General features: G+C 65.6%; 15 protein-coding genes. 13 read left to right on the forward strand and 2 right to left on the reverse strand.

Features of this window, described 5'->3' with window-relative positions:
• Positions 1-44 precede the first annotated feature (44 nt).
• Both ABZX86_RS23375 and ABZX86_RS23380 read right to left on the reverse strand, forming a co-directional pair.
• Positions 45-1,067 (reverse strand): hypothetical protein, encoded by a 1,023-nt coding sequence (locus ABZX86_RS23375; protein ID WP_355126676.1) that lies wholly within the window; start codon positions 1,065-1,067, stop codon positions 45-47.
• 107 nt (positions 1,068-1,174) lie between these two features.
• Positions 1,175-1,996, reverse strand: coding sequence for a hypothetical protein (locus ABZX86_RS23380; RefSeq protein ID WP_355126678.1), 822 nt, complete (start codon positions 1,994-1,996; stop codon positions 1,175-1,177).
• 189 nt (positions 1,997-2,185) lie between these two features.
• Between ABZX86_RS23380 and ABZX86_RS23385 the strand changes: the two genes are divergently transcribed.
• The 13 genes from ABZX86_RS23385 to ABZX86_RS23445 all read left to right on the forward strand — a co-directional run bounded on the left by ABZX86_RS23385 (position 2,186) and on the right by ABZX86_RS23445 (position 18,655).
• Positions 2,186-3,109, forward strand: coding sequence for an NlpC/P60 family protein (locus ABZX86_RS23385; RefSeq protein ID WP_355126680.1), 924 nt, complete (start codon positions 2,186-2,188; stop codon positions 3,107-3,109).
• Positions 3,110-3,124: 15 nt separating this feature from the next.
• Positions 3,125-4,906 (forward strand): hypothetical protein, encoded by a 1,782-nt coding sequence (locus tag ABZX86_RS23390; protein WP_355126682.1) that lies wholly within the window; start codon positions 3,125-3,127, stop codon positions 4,904-4,906.
• Positions 4,872-5,618 (forward strand): hypothetical protein, encoded by a 747-nt coding sequence (locus ABZX86_RS23395; protein ID WP_355126684.1) that lies wholly within the window; start codon positions 4,872-4,874, stop codon positions 5,616-5,618. The genes ABZX86_RS23390 and ABZX86_RS23395 overlap by 35 nt, the downstream gene beginning before the upstream one ends.
• Before the next feature lie 130 nt (positions 5,619-5,748).
• Positions 5,749-6,807 carry a phage tail tip lysozyme gene (locus ABZX86_RS23400; RefSeq protein ID WP_355126686.1) on the forward strand — a complete coding sequence of 353 codons (1,059 nt, stop codon included), beginning with the start codon at positions 5,749-5,751 and terminating at the stop codon, positions 6,805-6,807.
• Entirely contained in the window at positions 6,807-7,385 is a 579-nt protein-coding gene (locus ABZX86_RS23405; RefSeq protein ID WP_355126688.1) for a hypothetical protein, read from the forward strand. The genes ABZX86_RS23400 and ABZX86_RS23405 overlap by 1 nt, the downstream gene beginning before the upstream one ends.
• Positions 7,386-7,761: 376 nt before the next feature.
• Entirely contained in the window at positions 7,762-9,519 is a 1,758-nt protein-coding gene (gene eccA, locus ABZX86_RS23410) for a type VII secretion AAA-ATPase EccA (protein WP_355126690.1), read from the forward strand.
• A gap of 79 nt (positions 9,520-9,598) precedes the next feature.
• Positions 9,599-11,161, forward strand: coding sequence for a type VII secretion protein EccB (gene eccB / locus ABZX86_RS23415; protein WP_355126692.1), 1,563 nt, complete (start codon positions 9,599-9,601; stop codon positions 11,159-11,161).
• Positions 11,158-15,162: a type VII secretion protein EccCa gene (eccCa, locus tag ABZX86_RS23420; RefSeq protein ID WP_355126694.1), complete on the forward strand. Its 4,005-nt coding sequence runs from the start codon at positions 11,158-11,160 to the stop codon at positions 15,160-15,162. The genes eccB and eccCa overlap by 4 nt, the downstream gene beginning before the upstream one ends.
• 53 nt (positions 15,163-15,215) lie before the next feature.
• Positions 15,216-15,533, forward strand: coding sequence for a hypothetical protein (locus ABZX86_RS23425; protein ID WP_355126696.1), 318 nt, complete (start codon positions 15,216-15,218; stop codon positions 15,531-15,533).
• Positions 15,534-15,568: 35 nt separating this feature from the next.
• On the forward strand, positions 15,569-16,987 hold the full coding sequence (locus tag ABZX86_RS23430) for a PPE domain-containing protein (protein ID WP_355126698.1): 1,419 nt from the start codon (positions 15,569-15,571) through the stop codon (positions 16,985-16,987).
• Between the two features lie 120 nt (positions 16,988-17,107).
• Complete coding sequence (locus tag ABZX86_RS23435; RefSeq protein ID WP_355126700.1) at positions 17,108-17,404, forward strand: hypothetical protein; 297 nt, start codon at positions 17,108-17,110, stop codon at positions 17,402-17,404.
• Between the two features lie 45 nt (positions 17,405-17,449).
• On the forward strand, positions 17,450-17,746 hold the full coding sequence (locus ABZX86_RS23440) for a WXG100 family type VII secretion target (RefSeq protein ID WP_355126864.1): 297 nt from the start codon (positions 17,450-17,452) through the stop codon (positions 17,744-17,746).
• A gap of 84 nt (positions 17,747-17,830) precedes the next feature.
• On the forward strand, positions 17,831-18,655 hold the full coding sequence (locus ABZX86_RS23445) for an ESX secretion-associated protein EspG (RefSeq protein ID WP_355126702.1): 825 nt from the start codon (positions 17,831-17,833) through the stop codon (positions 18,653-18,655).
• Positions 18,656-18,671: the final 16 nt, after the last annotated feature.

Consider the following 18,671-nt stretch of genomic DNA (forward strand, 5'->3'; position numbering starts at 1 on the left):
TGTGCTGCTGAAGCTTTCGTCGACGATGCGGCAGAAGCCCGGGTTCAGGTCGCCGCGGCCTGGGCGCCCTGCGGATCGCCTGCCGGATTTCCGGCCGGGATCGGCGCGCCCTGTTGCGGTGCTCCCGGCTGCTGCTGTGGCGCGGTCGTCTGCTGCCCGGTAACAGTCTTGGCCGCACCGGGATTCGTTGCCTGCTGGTCTCCCGGTCCCTGGTCCTGCTTTGCATCACTATCGTGTTTGTCGTTCTTGTCGTTCGACTTCAGCAGTTCCGGCACGATCGCCGTGATCAGCGGGATCGCCATCATCGGAAGCATTTCCAGTATCGATCCGAGCCCGCCGGACCCCCCATCGCTGGAACCGGAAGTGCCCGCACTCGTCGTTCCCGCGCCGGCGGTGCCGCTTGTGACAGGCGTGGTGTAGCTGGCGTCGGTGACGCCGGAGTCGTTGCCGGTGGGATCCGAGCTGCCGGTGGGGTCGGAACCGCCGGAACCGCCGGAGCTCCCGGAGGAACCGCCGGCCATCCGCGCATTGTCCGCGGCCACCGTCGTGACCTTGTCGTACACCTGCTCCACCGCCGCGGCCACCTGCTGCATCAGGACGGTCTCCTTCGCGGAGGTCAGTTTGCCGGTGCCGACGGCATGTAGCTGCACATTCAGCTGGGTGACGACATGCTGAATCGAGGTGAGCGTCGAGTCCTTGCCCGACTGCATGACATCGGAGACCTGCAGTACCTGGCCATCGAGGGCCAGTAGCGCGCTCTGCCGTGATTCGACCGCGGCCAACGCCTGCTGATAATCGGTGGTGGTTGTTCCTTCGCCGAGATATCCGAAGACGACCGTGGTCATGAGATCGTCGACAGCCGGTGGCGGCTGGGTCGTGCCCCGCCCCAGTAGATCGACCGCGGTCTGCACAGCGGTCTGCGCCAGGCCGATGAAATGTTTTGCCGCCACCGAAGCGCCTGGCGGACAGTATAATTGGACGGTCCAGTAGTGGCCGCTGCCATTGCCGGACGGTGCGCACTGCGTTTGGAGCACCGCCGACCGGCCATCCGCCACATCCGTCGTCATCCGCCGACACCGCCTCCCTATACCGGTCCCATTGTCCGCTGTTCCCGCCGCTGGGAAAGCTCAGCGCGGGCCGCGCCGGTACGTGTACGCCATCAGCTACCCGAAAGTCATTGGCGCGCATGCATTTCGACGGCGATGTCGTCCACCTGAATCCCTTGGCTCTTCAAACGGTCGATGAGCTGGAATGTGTATTTGCGCGACGGTCTGTAGTGACCGCTGTTGTCACTGATCAGAGTGATTCTTCCATCGGAGACACTCAATTCGCCTGCGGCGGCGACCGGATCGCCCGCCAGGAAGCTGGAGTGTTTCAAGGTCACTCCATGCTCGTTCGAGGCATAAATTCGTCCGCGGCGGTCCATTACGAAGATCGCCCTGGCTTCACCACCCCAGTGGCTCACCGCAGTTGCCGTATCGAACGGCACCCCCTGCGCGTTGTACAGATGACCCTCGCGAACTGTCAGGGCGAACTGCTGTCGTTCGATCGGGTCGTAGTAGCGAACGCCCGGTTGCCATCCCCTCGGAAGATATTCCGCACCCGCGTTCTTCATTTCTGTCGTGTCGTATGTCTTGCTGATTCTCAGCGTTGGCGTATCAGGCTCCGTCGATGTGCCACGGAGGCGAACCGTGGGTGTGTCGAGTCCAGCTGTCGATTCGCCGCGCTGGGGAAGGTCGAGTTCACGGACGGTAGGTATGTGCGCACTCCGGGGATCGACCGAGCGATTCCGGTGCAGCCGTGAAGATACCGCGGTGTCGGTGGCCGAAATCCTTTCCGTACTGTCGGTGGCTCGGTGCTCTTTCACGCTGTCGATCAGGCCCCGGCTGCCGGCCTCACCCCGATACAGTTCGTCGGCAGACACGGCGAAGCCGTCCACGCCGGTTCTGAGGGATTGAACCGCGCCCTGGAACAATTTCGCGATCCTGCTTGTCACATGCTTTCCAATGGCCGCCCGTACCGCCTACATTCTCGGGTGTCCCCAGTGCTGGGAGGTGTGCTGTCCGGCGTCTGCTGCATAGTCGTTCAAGACCGAGTATTGGGACTGCCTGGGAGATTCAGCGGGTGGGACGGCGGGCGCTCCGAGGCTGCGAAGCGGTGGGGGAGTGGGAGAGCGGTGGAGCCGATGTCGCCGGTATTGACGGACAATCTGCACGGCGTGCTGCAGTCGCTGCTGGGTCTGTACGGGGCCGGACAGCCCGGTGCCGCGCAGGTGGCGGAGTTGGGGGCGGCGGTCGATGATGCCGTTGCGCATACCGGAGTCGCGGTGAACGCCTACCGTGATTCCCGCGATATGCAGGCCGCGGTCGCCGAATCGCACGGGAACAGGGACGGCGTTGTTGTCAAAACCGTTGCCGCGTCGGGGGACACGAGTACGGCCGGGCGGCTTCGGCTCACCGACCAGATCGCCGACTTCGAGTCGCGGGTGCGAGCGATCGCGACCATCGGTGACACCCGGTTCAGTGGACCGGCGCTGCTGGACGCCTACCAGAACACGATCGCCAAGGCGACCACGCAGGTCGGTACCGATGTCGCGGCGGTTCAGCATCAGGCGGCCCGCATCATGCCGGTTGCGGCGCCCCGGCTCACCACTCGTCGTTCTGCCGCACCGATACGTAACCGGCGCACTCGGCGTACCCGGCGCCGGAACTCCGTACCCACCGACGGCACCGCGGGCGGCAATGCCGTGCGGGCGGCCGGCGCCTATCTCGGCACGCCGTACGTCTGGGGCGGCGGGGGGTCCGGCGGTCCGAGCGGCGGCGGATTCGACTGCTCGGGTCTGACGCAGTACGCGGTCGCACAGGCCAGCGGCGGTCATGTGCAGCTGCCGCGCAGCACCTATGAGCAGATCTACAGCGGGGAGCGTGTGCCGGCGAGCGATGTGCGGGCGGGCGATCTGGTCTTCCCGGCGAGTTCGTTCAGTTCCCGTGGGCCCGAACATGTTCAACTCGCCGCCGGCAACGGCATGGTCATCGAGGCGCCGCACAGCGGAGCCACCGTGCAGTGGTCGCGGATGCCGGCCGATGCCGTCGTCGTCCGGGTGCTCTGAGCCGGAGAACCGTGCATGGCCATCGAGATACCGCACGACGTCGCGATGTTCCTCAATTTCGTGGGCGTCCCGTACCCGGACATCAATGAAGACCATGTGCGCGAATTGGCCCGGCACGTCCGGAGTTTCGCGTCGAATGTGCAGGGTACGCACGCGTCGGCGACCGGTGCGATCAACGATATGAACTCGGTCTACTCCGGATACTCGTACGAACAGCTGGTCGCGGCCTGGAGCCGGATGAGCGCCGGTCACCTGACCGATCTGGATGAGGCGTGCAAAGTTGTTGCCGCCGCGCTGGATATCGCGGCGCAGGTGATCACCGGGGTGAAGGTCGCGGTGCTCACGGAGCTGGCGCTCATGGCCGCCTCCTATGCGACGGCCATGGCGGCGACCGTGGTCACCTCGGGAATGTCGGCGGTGGTTGCGCAGACGATCGCAGCGGCGGCGCGCAAGATCGTGCAGGCCATGGAACAGATGGTGATCTCGTACATCCTGTCCGAAGTCATCATGAAGGCGATCGAACCGCTCGAACACGTCGTGGAGCGGATGGTGAGCGGGGCCCTGCACAGTGCCGCCGCCTACGTCATGGGCGTGACGCCCAGCAGTTCCTCGGTCATGCCGCTGCATATCGAACCCGACGAGGTCCTGCGCTACGCCGGCATGCTCGACAAATACGCCGACGATATGGTCGACCACGCAACGGTTTTCGCCGACAATGTGGCGAACCTGAGCTTCCTCACCTCGGACGGCGGAACCCCCGCGGAGGTCATCGATCCGGCACAGCCCGGGATCACTCCGGATCCGACTCGGCCCGAAACCCTTCCCGGCTCAACCCAGCCCGCGATCAGCCATGGCCCGGTGACTCCTAACGACAGTGGTTCCGGTGGCCCGGCGGCTTTGCAGGCGCGTCCCAGTGTCATGCCCCTGGTCAGCTCAGGCGCGAACCCGAGCTGGATACAAAACTCATTGTCATCCGGTAGTGCTGTGGCGCAGCATGATTCGCCGAGGTCCGGAAATGCGGGCGAACCTTCGAAGGCTATCGCGCCCGCTGTCGGTGCGAACACGAAGGCCGGCACACCTGCGGCGGTGTCGCACCCCGATACTGCGGTGGCCCGGCCCGTCAGCGTCACGCCACCGCCGCACGCCGCCCACGCCGCCGGTGTGGGCGCGGGCGGCGGTGTGGGTTCGACCACAGGCACAGGTGTGGGCGCGCGCGTAGACGCCGGCACGGAGCCGGGCGCGAGTGGGCCGCACTCCCCAGCGCACGTCGCGAGTTCCGCTGCTTCCGTGCCGGAATCCCCTGCATCGCAACCGGATCACGCGGTGCAGAGTGGCTCGCACACCGCCGCACCCGCCGGTGAATCGGCCGCGAAGGCCGCGGATATCGGGTCCGGCGCACGGCCCGACCTCACCGGCTCCGCGTCCGGTCCCGACCCTGATGGGCCGATCGCCGGTGCGGACTCTGTGCCGTCCTCGGGCTCGCCGCAGAGTAATTCAGCATCCTCCGCGCTACCGACGAGTGCGCAGCCGCCTGCGGCGAAGTCCGCGGCGCGTGGTCGCACCCCGATCGGCGCGGCCACCCCGTGGAAGAAGCGTTCCCGCCCGTCGGCTCGTCCGTCTGTCGCTCCCGCCGCAGGGGACGGCGGCGAACGCCGCCAGACCCCTTCGCCATGGTCGGCCCCGGGGGACCGGCCCGCTCCGCCAACTGTGTTCGCACCGAAGACGGAGCCGCCGGTTCCGGAAAGCGCGCCACCGGACAGTCGTGCGCACCGCGTCGATGGAGAGGATGCTCGATGAACCAGGTGGATTCCCCTCAGTGCCTTCAGTGCGCGGGCATCACCGGATGAGTCGCGTGTCGGAGATTCTGCAAGCGGCGGGCGCGCGTATCGTCAAAGTCGCAGGGCGCCTGACAAAGCACGACTCCTCGGTCGCCGTCGGCATGTCGAAAATCCTCGCCGAGAACGTCGAGTCGACGGCGGGCAGCGACGCTGTCGCCGCATCGGCGGTAGCGCGGGCGGAGACGGGTGCACAGGCAGGGGCGAGTGCTCTCGCATCGCGGTCGAATCACCTGATCGAGGAGCTGGCATCGCAGTTGCACGAAGTGTGGCGTAGTCCCCGGTTACTCGAGGACGGAACCTATGAACCGCGGCCCAAGCAGGTTCGTAATGATCCGGCATGGGTTCTCGCGCACGGCACCGATCAGGTGGATATCGCCAATACCGCGTATCGGGATCTGCCTCTGGACTACAAGCTGGAAAACCAGGAATCTGCAAAGGTGGCAATGCCTTTGGTCATCGGCGAGGTGACTTCCGGGCGTGATCCGGGTAGATCCGACTTCATAGAAGATGCGAGCCGTCGAGTTCACGACGCCTGGCTGGACCGCAATCGCGAATGGGCGCCGCCCGAGCAGGATCTGGCGTATTCCGAGCTGTCCGAGCCGGAGAAGGAGAAGGACAGAGTCGTCGTCCGGGCAGCGGTGAAACTTGTCCGGGATCAGCCGAGTGAATGAGGAACGCGGTGGAACCTTCCCACTGCGGGGAGGTCACGACGCTCGTTGTCGCCGAGTACACCCGCATACTCGATCACGCCGGAGAGAACTCATCGCACGGAACAATGGGACACGAGTTGCGAGGTGAATCATGACCGATCCGATTTCCTTGCCGCATCCGGCGGACGCGCCGGTGCTGGATGCCTATGTGGACCATGTCGAGGCGGTGCTGGACGGGCTGACGAAGGGGCTCGGAGACGGGACCGCAGCAACCATGACGGTCACGACCCTGGATGCCATGGGTCCGGATCAGTTGCAGGCCAGTGTTTTACAGAGTAAGTATCACGCCACGCAGACTCAGGCGAAGGAGTACGGCACCGATCTGAATTCGCTGGATACGAAGATCGCTGATCTGGCAGGAAAATCGGCGGATGTGGCCAACAATGTGAAGACCGAGGTCTCCGCCCTCGTGGATGCCATCACCACGATTCTGCACAGCGTTCCGGCCAAACCTACGCTGGCACAGCAGTTCGACGCGATCGGCGCCATCGACAAGGCCGTCGGTGCGGCGGAGAAGACGGTGTCGGATGCGTCCGTTTCACTGGCCGATCAAGCCGGGGATACGGGCGGATCGTCAGGTTCGAACGGCAGTTCCGCAATGCCCGCCGGCTATACGTCGCCTGCCAGTGCCGTCTCGCCCTCCTCCGGTGGCGGCGGTTCTCCGGGTGCGGTCGGGCCCAGTGGGTTCAAATACGGTCCGACCACCACGTCGGCTGACGGTGGTGAGCAGGTATCACCGCAGGATCTTTATCAATACCTGGTCGGAACCCATCACTTCACGGCTGCTCAGGCGGCGGGAATTGTCGGCAATATGCAGGTCGAATCGAGTTTGAATACCGGATCGCAGAACTTGAAGGAAGGTGCGATCGGCTTGTGCCAGTGGGAAGGTGGAAGGCGAACACAGCTGGAGGCGTTCGCGGCCGCAGAGGGCAAGAAGGTCACGGACTGGCATGCCCAGGTTGATTTCATGGTGCAGGAATTGCACGGTAGCCATGCGAATGCCTACGCCCAGATGCGGTCCGCGCAGACTCCCGGTGCGGTGGCGGCGGCCTTCGATCAGTACTACGAACAGAGCGCCGGCACCTCGCGTAGTCAGCGCATCGCCGATGCGACCAGTATCGCGCAGGCGATGTCCGCACTCTCCGTGTAATGGGAGCGGTCAGCGGAGAAGTCGGCCCTCGATATCGCTTCGCGATCGAGAGGGCAACCCTCGATGACGTTCCCGGCATCGTCAATGTCCTGATGGACGCGAGCCGCTGGACTTACCGTCACTTGCCGGTAGACCCTGAGAAGGCAGGCGTGCGAGGTCTTCTCGGCGATTGGGCGGCCCGCAAGCCGCACGAATACGAGACATTGATCCGCGCGGGAAGCGACAACATCTTCGTGCACAGACTCGAAAGTGGGCGGATCGCCGGGTACATTCACGCCACCGCGGCCGCCGAGTGTGTCGCCTGGCATATCGGAGACGAGTTTCACGGCACGGGACTGGCGGGTAGTTTGTTGCGCCGCATGCTCGAAGAAGCGGGGGATAGTGAGATCCGCACCCAGACAACCCGATTCGGAAAGCCCTATTCCACGTTCCTGAGGTTCGGTTTTCGTCCGGAAGGTGATCTCACCGAGACCCCGCCACCGATGGCCACTGTCGGAATCGACGCCGTTCAACAGAGATTGCGACTGTCACGGCAGGCGCGCCGGGATCTGTTGAGCGGACGGCTAGCGGACGCGTAAGCGCGGGAGTGTGGAGTTCGATGTGCGGCCGGTGGGGCGTCCAGTCCACCGGCCGCGTCGGTTGCCGGGAAAGGGGTGGTCCTTCAGCAACCGCATCTTCGAGGGGCGCCGGCGAACCGGATCGCGGCTGAAATGCCGTCGCACCCTGGGGCGGGCCTGAGGATGAGGGGTCTTGGGCCTGCCCGCCAAAAACATATCACCAAATAACGGTACAAGCAATAACGTACCAATGATTAGGTGCATATAACTCGGGTCGAGTGGAGCTGTGAAAGGCCTTGTGAGCGAATGGCACTCGGCCTTCCCAGCGGTGGGAAGTGGCGCTGAGCCGCGCGAATCTACTGTTCCTACAGGTGATCCAGGCGGAAGGAAGTCCGAGTTGTCAGCGGCCGAGGACGCGTTCTACACGGGGGTTCAGAACCTCGGATTGGTTGCCGGTGGGGTGCGCAATGACCAGCACGCCCGCGCGGCCTTCCGAGCGGCGACCGACCTCGATCCGGATATGTGCGATGCCTGGCTGGGCCGGGCCATGGCCGGAGAGGTCGATTCCGAGGTCATCTACGGGGCCTACCGGTCGGTGCACAATCTGTATCGCGATCAGCAGCGCGCAGGTCTCGGTGACCGCTCGCTGTGGTGCCAGGTCGAGATCGGCATGTACGGACTGCGCGTCGCCATGGCCGACCGTGACCAGATCGCCATTGCCCAGACCTGCCGATACGCCGAAGGCGGCGAATGGGAAGAGGCGCACGCGATTCTGGACCAGGTCCCGCGCGACGATGTGGCCGGCTTCGTGCGCATGTCCCTGTACTTCCGCACCCAGCGCTGGGTCGATGTGCTCGAAGCACGCAGCGCCGCGCCGTCTCTCGATGACGCCCTGCTCGATATCGCGGCCGAATTGATGGCGGCGCAGTCGCTCGCACATCTGAATCGCCTCGGTGAGGCCCTCCCGCGCGCGCAGCGGATCGTGGAGGACAGCTCCTCCGGCAATCTGTCCTACATTTGGGCCGATGCGCACTTCCTGCTCGGAATGGTGCTGCGGCACAACGGCGATCACGAAGCCGCCGATCGCGTGCTGAAGGGTCTGCAAGGTTCGGCGCTGTGGTCGCATCGCCCGGAGTGGCAGCGCGCGGTCGCGGACAAGAACTATCGCTTCGAGATCACCACGCCCGAGGTCATCGCCTCGCGCACCGACCGGTGGGATCCGAGCTCCGGCGACAATCCGGCCGAGGTGGCGGCCACGGCAGCGCGCTCGGAGCGGGAATCGCTGCTCGCGGAGGCTTCTCAGCTCCTGCAGGCGCAGATCGGCATGGACTCGGTCAAGGAGCAGGTGGACCGGTTGAAATCCGGCGTGCTCATGGATCAGGTGCGCGCCCGGCGCGGCCTTGCCGTGGACTCCCGCTCGCACCATCTGATCTTCTCCGGCCCGCCCGGCACGGGAAAGACCACCATCGCCCGCGTGATCGCGAAGATCTTCGCCGGTCTGGGCGTGGTGGAGAACGCCGATGTGGTGGAGGTCTCGCGCAACGATATGGTCGGCACCCATCTCGGCCATACCGCACCGAAGACCAACGCGCTCATCGATTCCGCGCTGGGCGGCGTGCTGTTCATCGACGAGGCATACACCCTCATCCAGGAGGGGCTCTCCGGCGGCGACGCCTTCGGCAAGGAGGCGGTCGACACCCTGCTGGCGCGGATGGAGAACGACCGCGACAAGCTGGTAGTCATCATCGCTGGATACGAGGATCAGATCGACCGCTTCCTGGCCTCCAATGACGGCCTCGCCTCCCGCTTCACCAAGCGCATCCGCTTCGCCAGCTACGATGCCGGTGAACTGGTGGAGATCGCCGATCATATTGCCCGCCACAAGGATTCGATTCTGGACGAACCGGCGCGGCAGGTGCTGCGAGCGCGCTGCACGCAGCTGTCCGGCGAGAAGCGCAATGGCAGGCGGCTGATCGATCTGGCGGGTAACGGCCGCTTCGTGCGCAATGTGGTGGAGGCCGCCGAATCCGAACGCGACTATCGCTTCACCCGCGAGAACGTGGATGTGGTGTCGATGACGGACGAAGAGCTCATGACGATCTCCGAAACCGATATCAGCGCGGCGCTGGAGGGGCTGGCACCCTCCGCGGGCTGAACTGCAGTGCCGGAAGAGATTTCGGGGTCGTGCCGACCGTGGTCGGCCCATCCCAGGGTTGTGGAAGGAGCGATGGTCTGTGCCCCGGTTCCGGGTGGTGACCAAACACCAGATCTCCGGCTGGCGGTTCCTGTTCCGCCGCATCGAACATGCCCTGGTCCGCCGGGACGCCTCGATGCTCGACGATCCGCAGCGCGGCCGGTCGACCGCGCTGTCGGTCGGGGTGGTACTGGCCTGCCTGCTCGTCGCGGGGGCCGCGGTGCTGTCGTTCTTCAAGCCCGCCAAGCAGATCGGGGATACGCACATTATCGCCGAGCAGGGCTCGGGGGCATTGTTCGTACATCTCGGTGGCCGATTGTTCCCGGCATTGAACCTGACCTCGGCGCGGCTCATCGTCGGTGCGGCCGAGAATCCGGTGCAGGTGTCCCAGGATGAACTGGCGAAGTATCCGCGCGGGCCGGTGGTCGGAATCCCCGGCGCCCCGGGCAGTATCGTCCAGCCCAGCGCCAAGGACTCCTCCTGGGCGGTCTGCGATACCACCAAGGTCGGTGCGGCCACGCCGGTCGATCAGGACACCGGACTTCCGACCACCCGGATATCGCCGATTCGCGTCACCGTGATCGGCAGCGCCCTCGTCGGCAACGAGGCGATCCGCCCGCTTGCGGACGGGGAGGCCAGACTGCTGCGGGAGGGTTCCACCACCTGGCTGGTCTATCCCGACCATGAGCACGGCGTCGTCCGCGCATCCATCGATCTCGGTGATTCCGCTGTCACCCTGGCCCTCGGAATCGACGCGACCGCACCGGTATTGCCTGCCTCGGCCGGTCTGGTGGACTCGATCCTGGAGGCGCCGCCACTGCGGGTGCCGGACGTTCCGGGCGCCGGGCAGATGACAACACTCTCCTCCGGCGAATCGGTGACGGTGGGTTCGGTGCTGACGGTCTCCACGGTGGACCGCGGCGCGGCGTACTACCTGGTGTCGCAATCGGGTGTGGTGCAGATCAATTCGGTGCTGGCGGCCATGATCCGCAATGCGAATTCACGCGGATCGGTCTCCACGATGACGGTCGATCCGGACGTGATCGCGACCAATCTGCGCCCTGGTGGCTGGCCGGGCACCGCCGCCTATCCGGCCGCCGCGGTTCACATCCTGGATCCGGAGCGGTTCGGAACCACCTGCTATCACTGGGCACGCGGCAGCGCCGATCCCAATGCGGCCACCCAGCTGCTGGTCGGCCGTCAACTGCCGCTCGCGGTCGATGATCAGAATCTGGCGGTCCCGCTGGTGACCGGTTCCGGTCCGCGCGGCAGTACCGCCGACGCCGCCTACCTGGGCCGCGATACCGGCCGCTATGTCCGGGTCACCGGAGCGGATCCGGCGTCGCCGCTACGGGAATCGCTGTTCTGGATCTCCGACAGCGGAGTCCGCTACGGCATCGAAACGAAGATCGACGCGAAACCCGACGGCTCCGACGACCCGACGCTGACAGCGCTGGGACTGCACAACCCGATCCTCGCGCCGTGGAGCATTGTGTCGCTGTTCGCGGTCGGCCCGGATCTGTCGCAGAAGGATGCGCGCATCCAGCACGACGGTATCGCGACCGATAAAGCCGCCGCCGGATTGAATGTGGGACAGCCGTGACGACCACTCGCCGCTTCGTACGCCCGGCCCGAATGGTGCGCGGCCCCAAGGCCCCCGCCGTCACCGAGTTGCGGCTGCAACCACCGACCGAATTGCCGAAACCTGTTCCGCCGTCCCGTATCAAGCTCATCATGCCGGTCGTCATGATGAGCGGTATGGCCGGAATGATGGTCATGATGTTCCGCGGCGGCGGCGCGGTCTCCCCGATGAGCATGTTCTTCCCGATCATGATGCTGGTCTCGGTCTTCGGTTCGATGGGCGGAGCGCTCGGCGGCGGCGCGTCGGGCGGGGCGCTCAATGAGGAGCGCAAGGACTATCTGCGCAGCCTCACCGATAATCGAAAGACCGTCCACGCCTCCGAGATCGAGCTGTACACCTATCTGCGCCACGCCCATCCCGGGCCCGCCGCCATCGCCCGGCTGATCGGCGGTCATCGCATGTGGGAGGTGCAGGTCGCCGGTCAGCAGTTCCTGCGGCTGCGGGTGGGCCGGGGCCGCATCGCCAATCAGGTGCGGGTGATCGTGCCGGAGGCGGCGCCCATTTCGGATCTGGATCCGGTCGGCGTGGTCGAACTGACCCGCTTCGCCAAGGCGTATTCCACTGTCGGCGGTATGCCGGTCGCGATCAATCTGCTGTCCGCACCGGAGGTCGGCTTCGACGGTGATCCCGACGGCGTGGCCGGGCTGGTGCGCTCGATGGTCGCGGAAGCCGTTGTGCTGCACGGTCCCGATCAGGTCGGCATCGCCGCGGTGCTGTCGGATCCGGATGCCCCGGAGTGGGGGTGGCTGAAATGGCTGCCGCACACCCAGCATCCGAGCGAGACCGACGCCATCGGATCGAGCCGGATGGTGTACCGCGGCGTCGGCGAGCTGCGGGCCAAGGTGCTGGCCGGGCTCAACCGCGGCCCGTTCTCGGCCAACAGCCAACCCTCGCTGGAGCGTAAGCACTTCCTGCTGATCGTGGACACCGGTGGCGCGGCGAACGAACGCGAGATCTCCGGCATCGACGGATGTACCTGGGTACGGCTCGGTGTCACCGAACAGCCGCTGCCGCGCGCACTCCGCTTCACCGTGGACGCGGATTTGGCCCTGCACGAGGTCAGCGCGCGGGGTAAGCGCCGCGTCGGGAGCGCCGACAGTATGTCGCTGGCCGGTGTCACCGCTGTGGCCCGGGCGATCTCGCCCTACCGGCTTTCGACGGTGGTGGAGGCGGTCGCCGCGGAGCAGGCCAGCGGCGGCACCACCTGGGAGGAGCTGGTCGGCATCACCGATCCGGGCGATATCCGGGTCGAACGGCACTGGCTCCGGGGCCGCGACAGTGACCGGGCCCGGCTGAACATTCCGTTCGGTTACGACCCGGCCGGTGGGGTGGTGTACCTCGATATCAAGGAATCCGCCGAGGAGGGTATGGGCCCGCACGGTATGTGCATCGGCGCCACCGGCTCCGGCAAGTCGGAATTCCTTCGTACCCTGGTACTTTCGGCAGTCGCCACACACTCGCCCGATCAGCTCAACCTGCTGCTGGTCGACTTCAAGGGCGGCGCAACGTTTCTCGGCTTCGATCGGCTCTCGCATGTGACAGCAGTCGTCACCAATATGGAAGAGGAGGCCGATCTCGTCACCCGTATGGAGGACGTGATCAATGGCGAAATGGCTCGGCGGCAGCGCATTCTGCGCGATGCCGGCAACTTCGCCAGCGTCGCCGACTACGAGCGTGCCAGGGAACAGGGCGCACAGCTCGATCCGCTACCCACCCTGCTGATCATTCTCGACGAGTTCGCCGAACTCCTGGAACAGCATCCGAGCTTCTCCAAGCTCTTCGTCGCCATCGGCAGGCTCGGCCGGTCGCTGCGCATCCATCTGCTGCTGGCCTCGCAGAAGGTCCCGGCCAGCCGGATGGGGGAGCTCGAGGCCCACCTCTCGTATCGAATCGCTCTGCGCACCAACCAGACCAGTGACTCCCGTGATGCCATCGGCACGGCCGACGCGTATCACCTCCCCAAGAAGCCCGGCGCCGGATACCTGCGCGTCGGCTCGGGCGATCTGCAGCGCTTCCAGGCCGCCTACGTCGGCTCGCCCTACACGGCGCCGCTGCAGGCCGTCACCGGAGGACCGCAGCGGGCGCGCCGGGTCAGCGGCGGATACCGTCCACCACAGTGGTTTTCGGCCGCACCCATAGTCGAGGCGGCGCCGGTCGTCGAGCCGGGACCGATCATCATCGAACCCGATGCACCCGAGAGCGAACCGATAACGGTCATGGAGACCGCACTGCTCCAGCTCGCCGGGCACGGCCGCCCCGCGCACAAGATGTGGCTGCCTCCGCTGGGCGTGCCGCCCACCCTGGATCGACTTGTGCAGCCGGTCGCGGGCGGTAGCCTGCGGTTGCCGTGGGCGATCATCGACAAACCCCGCCAGCAGCGGCAGGAGACGTGGTCGGTGGATCTGTCCGCGTCCGGCGGGCACGTCGCGGTCGTCGGCGGTCCGCAGTCGGGCAAATCGACCGCGCTGCAGACATTGCTGATGTCCGCCGCGTTCACCAATTCCCCCGAGCAGGTGCAGTTCTACTGCCTGGACTTCTCCGGTGGCCTGTCAGGTCTGCGTGGTCTGCCGCATGTCGGTTCGATCGCCGCGGCCCGCGATGTCGATCGGGTACGCCGCACGTTCGCCCTGATCACCAATCTCCTCAATGCCCGGCAGAGCTTGTTCGCCGAACTCGGTATCGATTCGATGCGTGAATTCCGGCGCCGCCGGACATCGGCGCGCGAATCCGCGCAACTGACTGCCCGCGGCGACGAGCACGGCGATGTCTTCCTGGTCATCGACGGCTGGGATATCGGATTCGCCGTCAGTGGACCGTATTTCGACGAGTATCTGCCCATAGTGGAATCGCTTGCGCTGCAAGGCCTCAACTACGGGATCCACCTGGTGATCAGTAGTTCGCGCTGGGCCGCCATCCGCCCGGCCGTCAAGGATCTGCTGCAGACCAGGCTGGAAATGCGACTCGGTGATCTCACCGACACCGTTTTCACCGCACACCGCAGCGTGGTCGCGGCAATTCCCGCCAATCGCCCGGGACGCTCCATCTCCACCGATGCGCTGCACATGCTTACCGCGCTGCCGCGTATCGACGGTATCGGTGACCCCGAATCCAGCGGCGCCGGCCTGAACGCCGCGATCGATCAGATCGCCCGGACCTATCCGGGGCGGCGAGCGCCCGAGGTGAAGTTGCTGCCGAGCACGATCACCATGGACCAGATCATGGCGGGACGGCCGGAGCCGGTGTCCGCGGCCCAGCGCCTGGTCATTCCGTTCGGCATTCGCGAATCCGATCTCGCCCCTGCCGCAGTCGATTTCGGCGTCTCCACCCACCTCGTGGTACTCGGATCCTCCGGGTGCGGGAAATCCACGGTGCTGGCCGCGCTACTGGAATCGATCCGCTTCCGGTTCACACCCGATCAGGCGCGCGTGCTGCTGATCGACTACCGCCGTCAGCATCTGGACGCCCTGCCCGAAGAGCAGCTGATCGGATACCTCACCAGCGAAAGGGATCTGGTCGACGGGCTACCGGGTTTCGCGGCCAAAATGCGCGGCCGCCGCCCACCGGACGGTGTGACCTCACAGCAGCTCAAGGAGCGCTCCTGGTGGAGCGGCCCGGAGATCTTCGTCGTCGTGGACGATTACCACATGGTCGCGGCGCGCGGCATGATGAATCCGCTCGACTCGCTCAAGGATCTCATCGTCGACGGGCGTGACACCGGCCTGCACATGATCGTGGCTCGCAATATCGCGCAGGCGGATACGGCGATGTACGACAACGTGCTCGGGCAGATCAAGAACCTCAATTCCTCGGGCTTCGTCATGGATGGCTCGAAACTCGACGGCATGCTGGTCGGCGATGTGAAGGCGACCAAACAGCCCGTAGGGCGCGGGATCTTCGTGGAGCCCTTGCATTCCCGCCGTGACCTGGTGCAAGCCGCCTTCCCAGCGGTGGGAATGCCATAGCGTTATCGGCACGACTCCCCTTCAGTCGGAATCGGTCGATTAGGAGAAGATCCGTGTACGTCAATGTCTCTCCCGAAGTTCTCCCAGCTGTCAGTGCGACTCTCACTGCCGCGCACACCAGTTTGACCTCCCTTGTCGGCGCGGCAATGGGTCCTGCCAAACCGATTGCGGGAGGGCAGGACTCAGTCGGAAAATGGGCTTCTTCGAAGATGGCCTCCTATCACGAGACGTTCTTCGGAAGCACGACTCCCGGATTGGCGCATTTGCTGGACGGAGCCAAGGTCCTTATTCCGGTGGGCGACGACTATGAATTCAGTGATACTTCCGGCGGCGTATCCATAGTCTCATCGGTTTCCGGTCTGCAGGTCTGACCGCTGTGCCGCCGTTCTGATCTCGGAGCTGAGTCATGATTTCACCGCCGGTCGGCGGGTCCGCGGACCCGTTGACGCTCTCCATGGAACTGTCGGCGGGGCCCGGTCCGGTGCCCATGATGGCCGCGGCCGTCGCGTACGCCGCCGTGGCCTCCGGCCTGAACGCCGCCGCCAATGGGTCCGACGGGTCTATGGGTGCGCTGGCTCTGGGATGGCAGGGAGCTTCCGCGGACCGGGCGCAGCAGGCATTTCGCAATCATGCCAACTGGTTACGGGAGCAGGCTCTCGTGGCCGAACAGGCGTCGATCGCCGCCGCTGCCGTGGCCGAGGCCAATGCGGCGGCCCTGGCTCTGATGCCGTCGGTGGCGGCGATCACCCTCAATCGAGCAAGGTTTGTCGCACTGACCGGTGCTGCGCTCCTGTCGGCGGCGACCCCCCTCGCGGAGGTCGGCATCCAGGCGTCGCTCGCCGAAAACGAACTCGAGTACGAGGCGATGCGGGCCCTGGCCATCACGGCGATGGTCACCTACGCGGGGCAGACGACGGCTGCCCTCGGCTCCTTGCCGCCGCCTCTGCCCGCCCCGCAGATTGTCAGTGGCGACGGCGCGCCGGCGTCCCAGGGCGGCGCAGCCGGTGACTACGCCGGTGGTGGCGGGCCGGGGAGCGGCGGCGGGAACAGTGCCGGTGCGCTGTCCGGCGGCGGATCAGCGGCGGGTTCCGGAGGTTCGCCCACGGGTGGCGGGTCCGGCGGGACCGCTTCCGGCGGTTCGAGTTCCGGTGGCACTTCGGGGCCGGGCGGGACCGGAGGAGGTCAGCCGGGCGGCGCGGGTGGCGGGCCCGGCGACGGTGCGGGCCAAGGCGGCCCGGGTGCGGATCCCACGAATCCATCTGCGCTGCAGTCGATGTCACCGCCGGAGAACGCATCGTCCGATCCGGGATCCGGCGGTTCTCAGGACGGCGGTATGTCCACACAGGACCTGGGCTCCGGTGGCACGTCCCCCTCTTCGCCGGCCCTGGGCGGAGGGGCCGGGGGCGTGGGCGGCACCGCTTCGCTCGGCATGTTCCGCGGCGGTCTCGGCGATATGCCGGGCGCGTCCACCGGTTTCCGGATGCCCTCGAACTGGGGTCCGGCAACCCGCGCATTCGGCGCCGGAGTGGGCGAACCGGCCATATCGGGAGCGCCCGCCCGGACCGTGGCCCGGGGCTCGAGCGCACCGGACGCTCAAATGCGGAAGCGGCGCGACAAGGACAAGGAGTCGTCGAAGGTCTTCGTGCCCGGGGCAGCGCAGGATGTGCCGGACCTCGAACAGCCGCCCGCGATCGGCGTCATCGAATACGCCGAGGACGAGCGTGATGAAGAGGAATCGGCCTCCGAATCGGTGCTCGCCGGAATTCTCGAGCCGGGAATCGACGACTCGGATTTCGAATCTGCTATCCCACAGCGTCCTCGGTGAATTGCACCGGGTTCGAAGCAAGTATGACATCGAAAGGGACATAAAATGGCGAGAAGATCTTCTGGTGATCCCGCAGAACTCCAGAGAAGTGCTGACAATACCGCCGATTGCCTCGGGGAATTGGAGACCGATCTCAAGAAACTGGCAGGCCTGCAGGATGATTTCGGCAACGCCCTGAAAAGCCCGGCGGCCGGCATGGCGGTCCAGAACGCCATGGGCAATGCCTGGCAATCAGGTAAGTCGCTGGGCTCCACATTGCAGGACGTCATCACCGTGCTCAAGCAGCATGGTACGAACGTCCACGCCCAGGATCTGGAAGGACAGTCGCGAGTCAACGCGGCCATCGGCGGCGACGGGCATTTGGACGTCGGACAGTGGAACCCGACTCCGAAGGTCGACACGAATTCGTGGGCGTAGCCCTGTCGCAGAATCATCAATGTTCAAGAAAGGTCTGTGAAAATCATGTTGTACGACTTTGAGGCCCTTGCTGCGCATACGCAGTCTCTGCAGACTGTTGTGAACTCTTTGGAGTCGAACGTCACGCGCATCAAGACGCTGCGGGATCAATTGGTTCACGCTTTCGACTTCGAGGGTGCCGCTGCCGAGGGCTACACGGCCACGACGACGGCCTTGACCACCAAGCTGGATCAATACAACTCGACCCTGCAATCGCTGAAGATCGCCATCCACAATGCCGGGCTCGACATGCAGACAACCGATACCAAGGGCGGCAACTCGTTCGCAGGTTTGATGCACTGATGAATGGTGGTGTAGCCCCGGCGTGCCGCGCCTTCCCGCGTGGGAAGTCAGGGCTTCACTCCATCGTCGCCATCCGGTATCCCCATGAACCGTGAACCCATTGCCGTCGAATTGACCGTCGACGCCGCGTTGCTGCTGAAGAACCTGGCCGAGATCGACTCGTACCCCTCGGTGCTGGCCCTGGTGCCGAACAGCTACGGCATCGAGGACGACCCCGCGAATACCGTTGTCGCGGCTGAACTCACGGCGCGCGGCATCGTGAACGACGGCCGGGTGGACCCGGTCGTCGTTCACTGGCTGCACTGCCTGTACCGGCCCGACACCGAGCTCGCCGTGCGCGTCGTGGGTACCGGTCTGGACGGGGAGCGGCACGGAATGCTGCGGTTCTCCCTGGTGCGCAGTGCCGACAGTCATGTGCTCGCGGTGCGTTGTGACGACCACATCGTCATTCAGGCTGTCTACCAGGCGGAACGGCGGTTGGATGCACTGTCGGCGGCACTGTCCGCCGCACTCGGGCCGGCGCAGGCACTGGCTTTCGAGCCGGTGACCGTGGCGCTGGATCAGCTCGCCCTCGTCCCGGCCGAACCCGGGCGCAGGCGCCGGGCACTGCTCGAACTGGGCGCCGCGCCACATACCGCCGGTGTCCTGACCCGAGTGCTCGGTGAAGTGGTGCGCCGGGCGGAGGTGCTGATATTCGAGCATCACGACGGCGCCGATGCCGTTCCCGAATTGTGTATGAGTGTGCTGGACACCCTGTCCGGGCGGATCGTGGTTACCCCCACAGTGGCCGCCGACGGACAGGTGCTGTCGACCTACGCGCCGGGCGATGATGCCTCCCTGCAGGCGGGCATCCGCGCCCTGGTCGACCTGCTGCCCGGCCGGAGTTGGTTCGAAACCAGTCGAGTGTGATTGTCCCTCTGGGATT

It is taken from the genome of Nocardia sp. NPDC006630, from assembly GCF_040611495.1.
Lineage (GTDB): Bacteria > Actinomycetota > Actinomycetes > Mycobacteriales > Mycobacteriaceae > Nocardia.

Excerpts from the sequence above, each read along its gene's own strand:
- ABZX86_RS23405 (WP_355126688.1), top strand. The coding sequence starts at position 6,807 with ATGGGAGCGGTCAGCGGAGAAGTCGGCCCTCGATATCGCTTCGCGATC.
- ABZX86_RS23430 (WP_355126698.1), top strand. The coding sequence starts at position 15,569 with ATGATTTCACCGCCGGTCGGCGGGTCCGCGGACCCGTTGACGCTCTCC.
- ABZX86_RS23385 (WP_355126680.1), top strand. The coding sequence starts at position 2,186 with ATGTCGCCGGTATTGACGGACAATCTGCACGGCGTGCTGCAGTCGCTG.
- ABZX86_RS23440 (WP_355126864.1), top strand. The coding sequence starts at position 17,450 with ATGTTGTACGACTTTGAGGCCCTTGCTGCGCATACGCAGTCTCTGCAG.
- ABZX86_RS23390 (WP_355126682.1), top strand. The coding sequence starts at position 3,125 with ATGGCCATCGAGATACCGCACGACGTCGCGATGTTCCTCAATTTCGTG.
- ABZX86_RS23375 (WP_355126676.1), bottom strand. The coding sequence starts at position 1,067 with ATGACGACGGATGTGGCGGATGGCCGGTCGGCGGTGCTCCAAACGCAG.
- ABZX86_RS23445 (WP_355126702.1), top strand. The coding sequence starts at position 17,831 with ATGAACCGTGAACCCATTGCCGTCGAATTGACCGTCGACGCCGCGTTG.
- ABZX86_RS23400 (WP_355126686.1), top strand. The coding sequence starts at position 5,749 with ATGACCGATCCGATTTCCTTGCCGCATCCGGCGGACGCGCCGGTGCTG.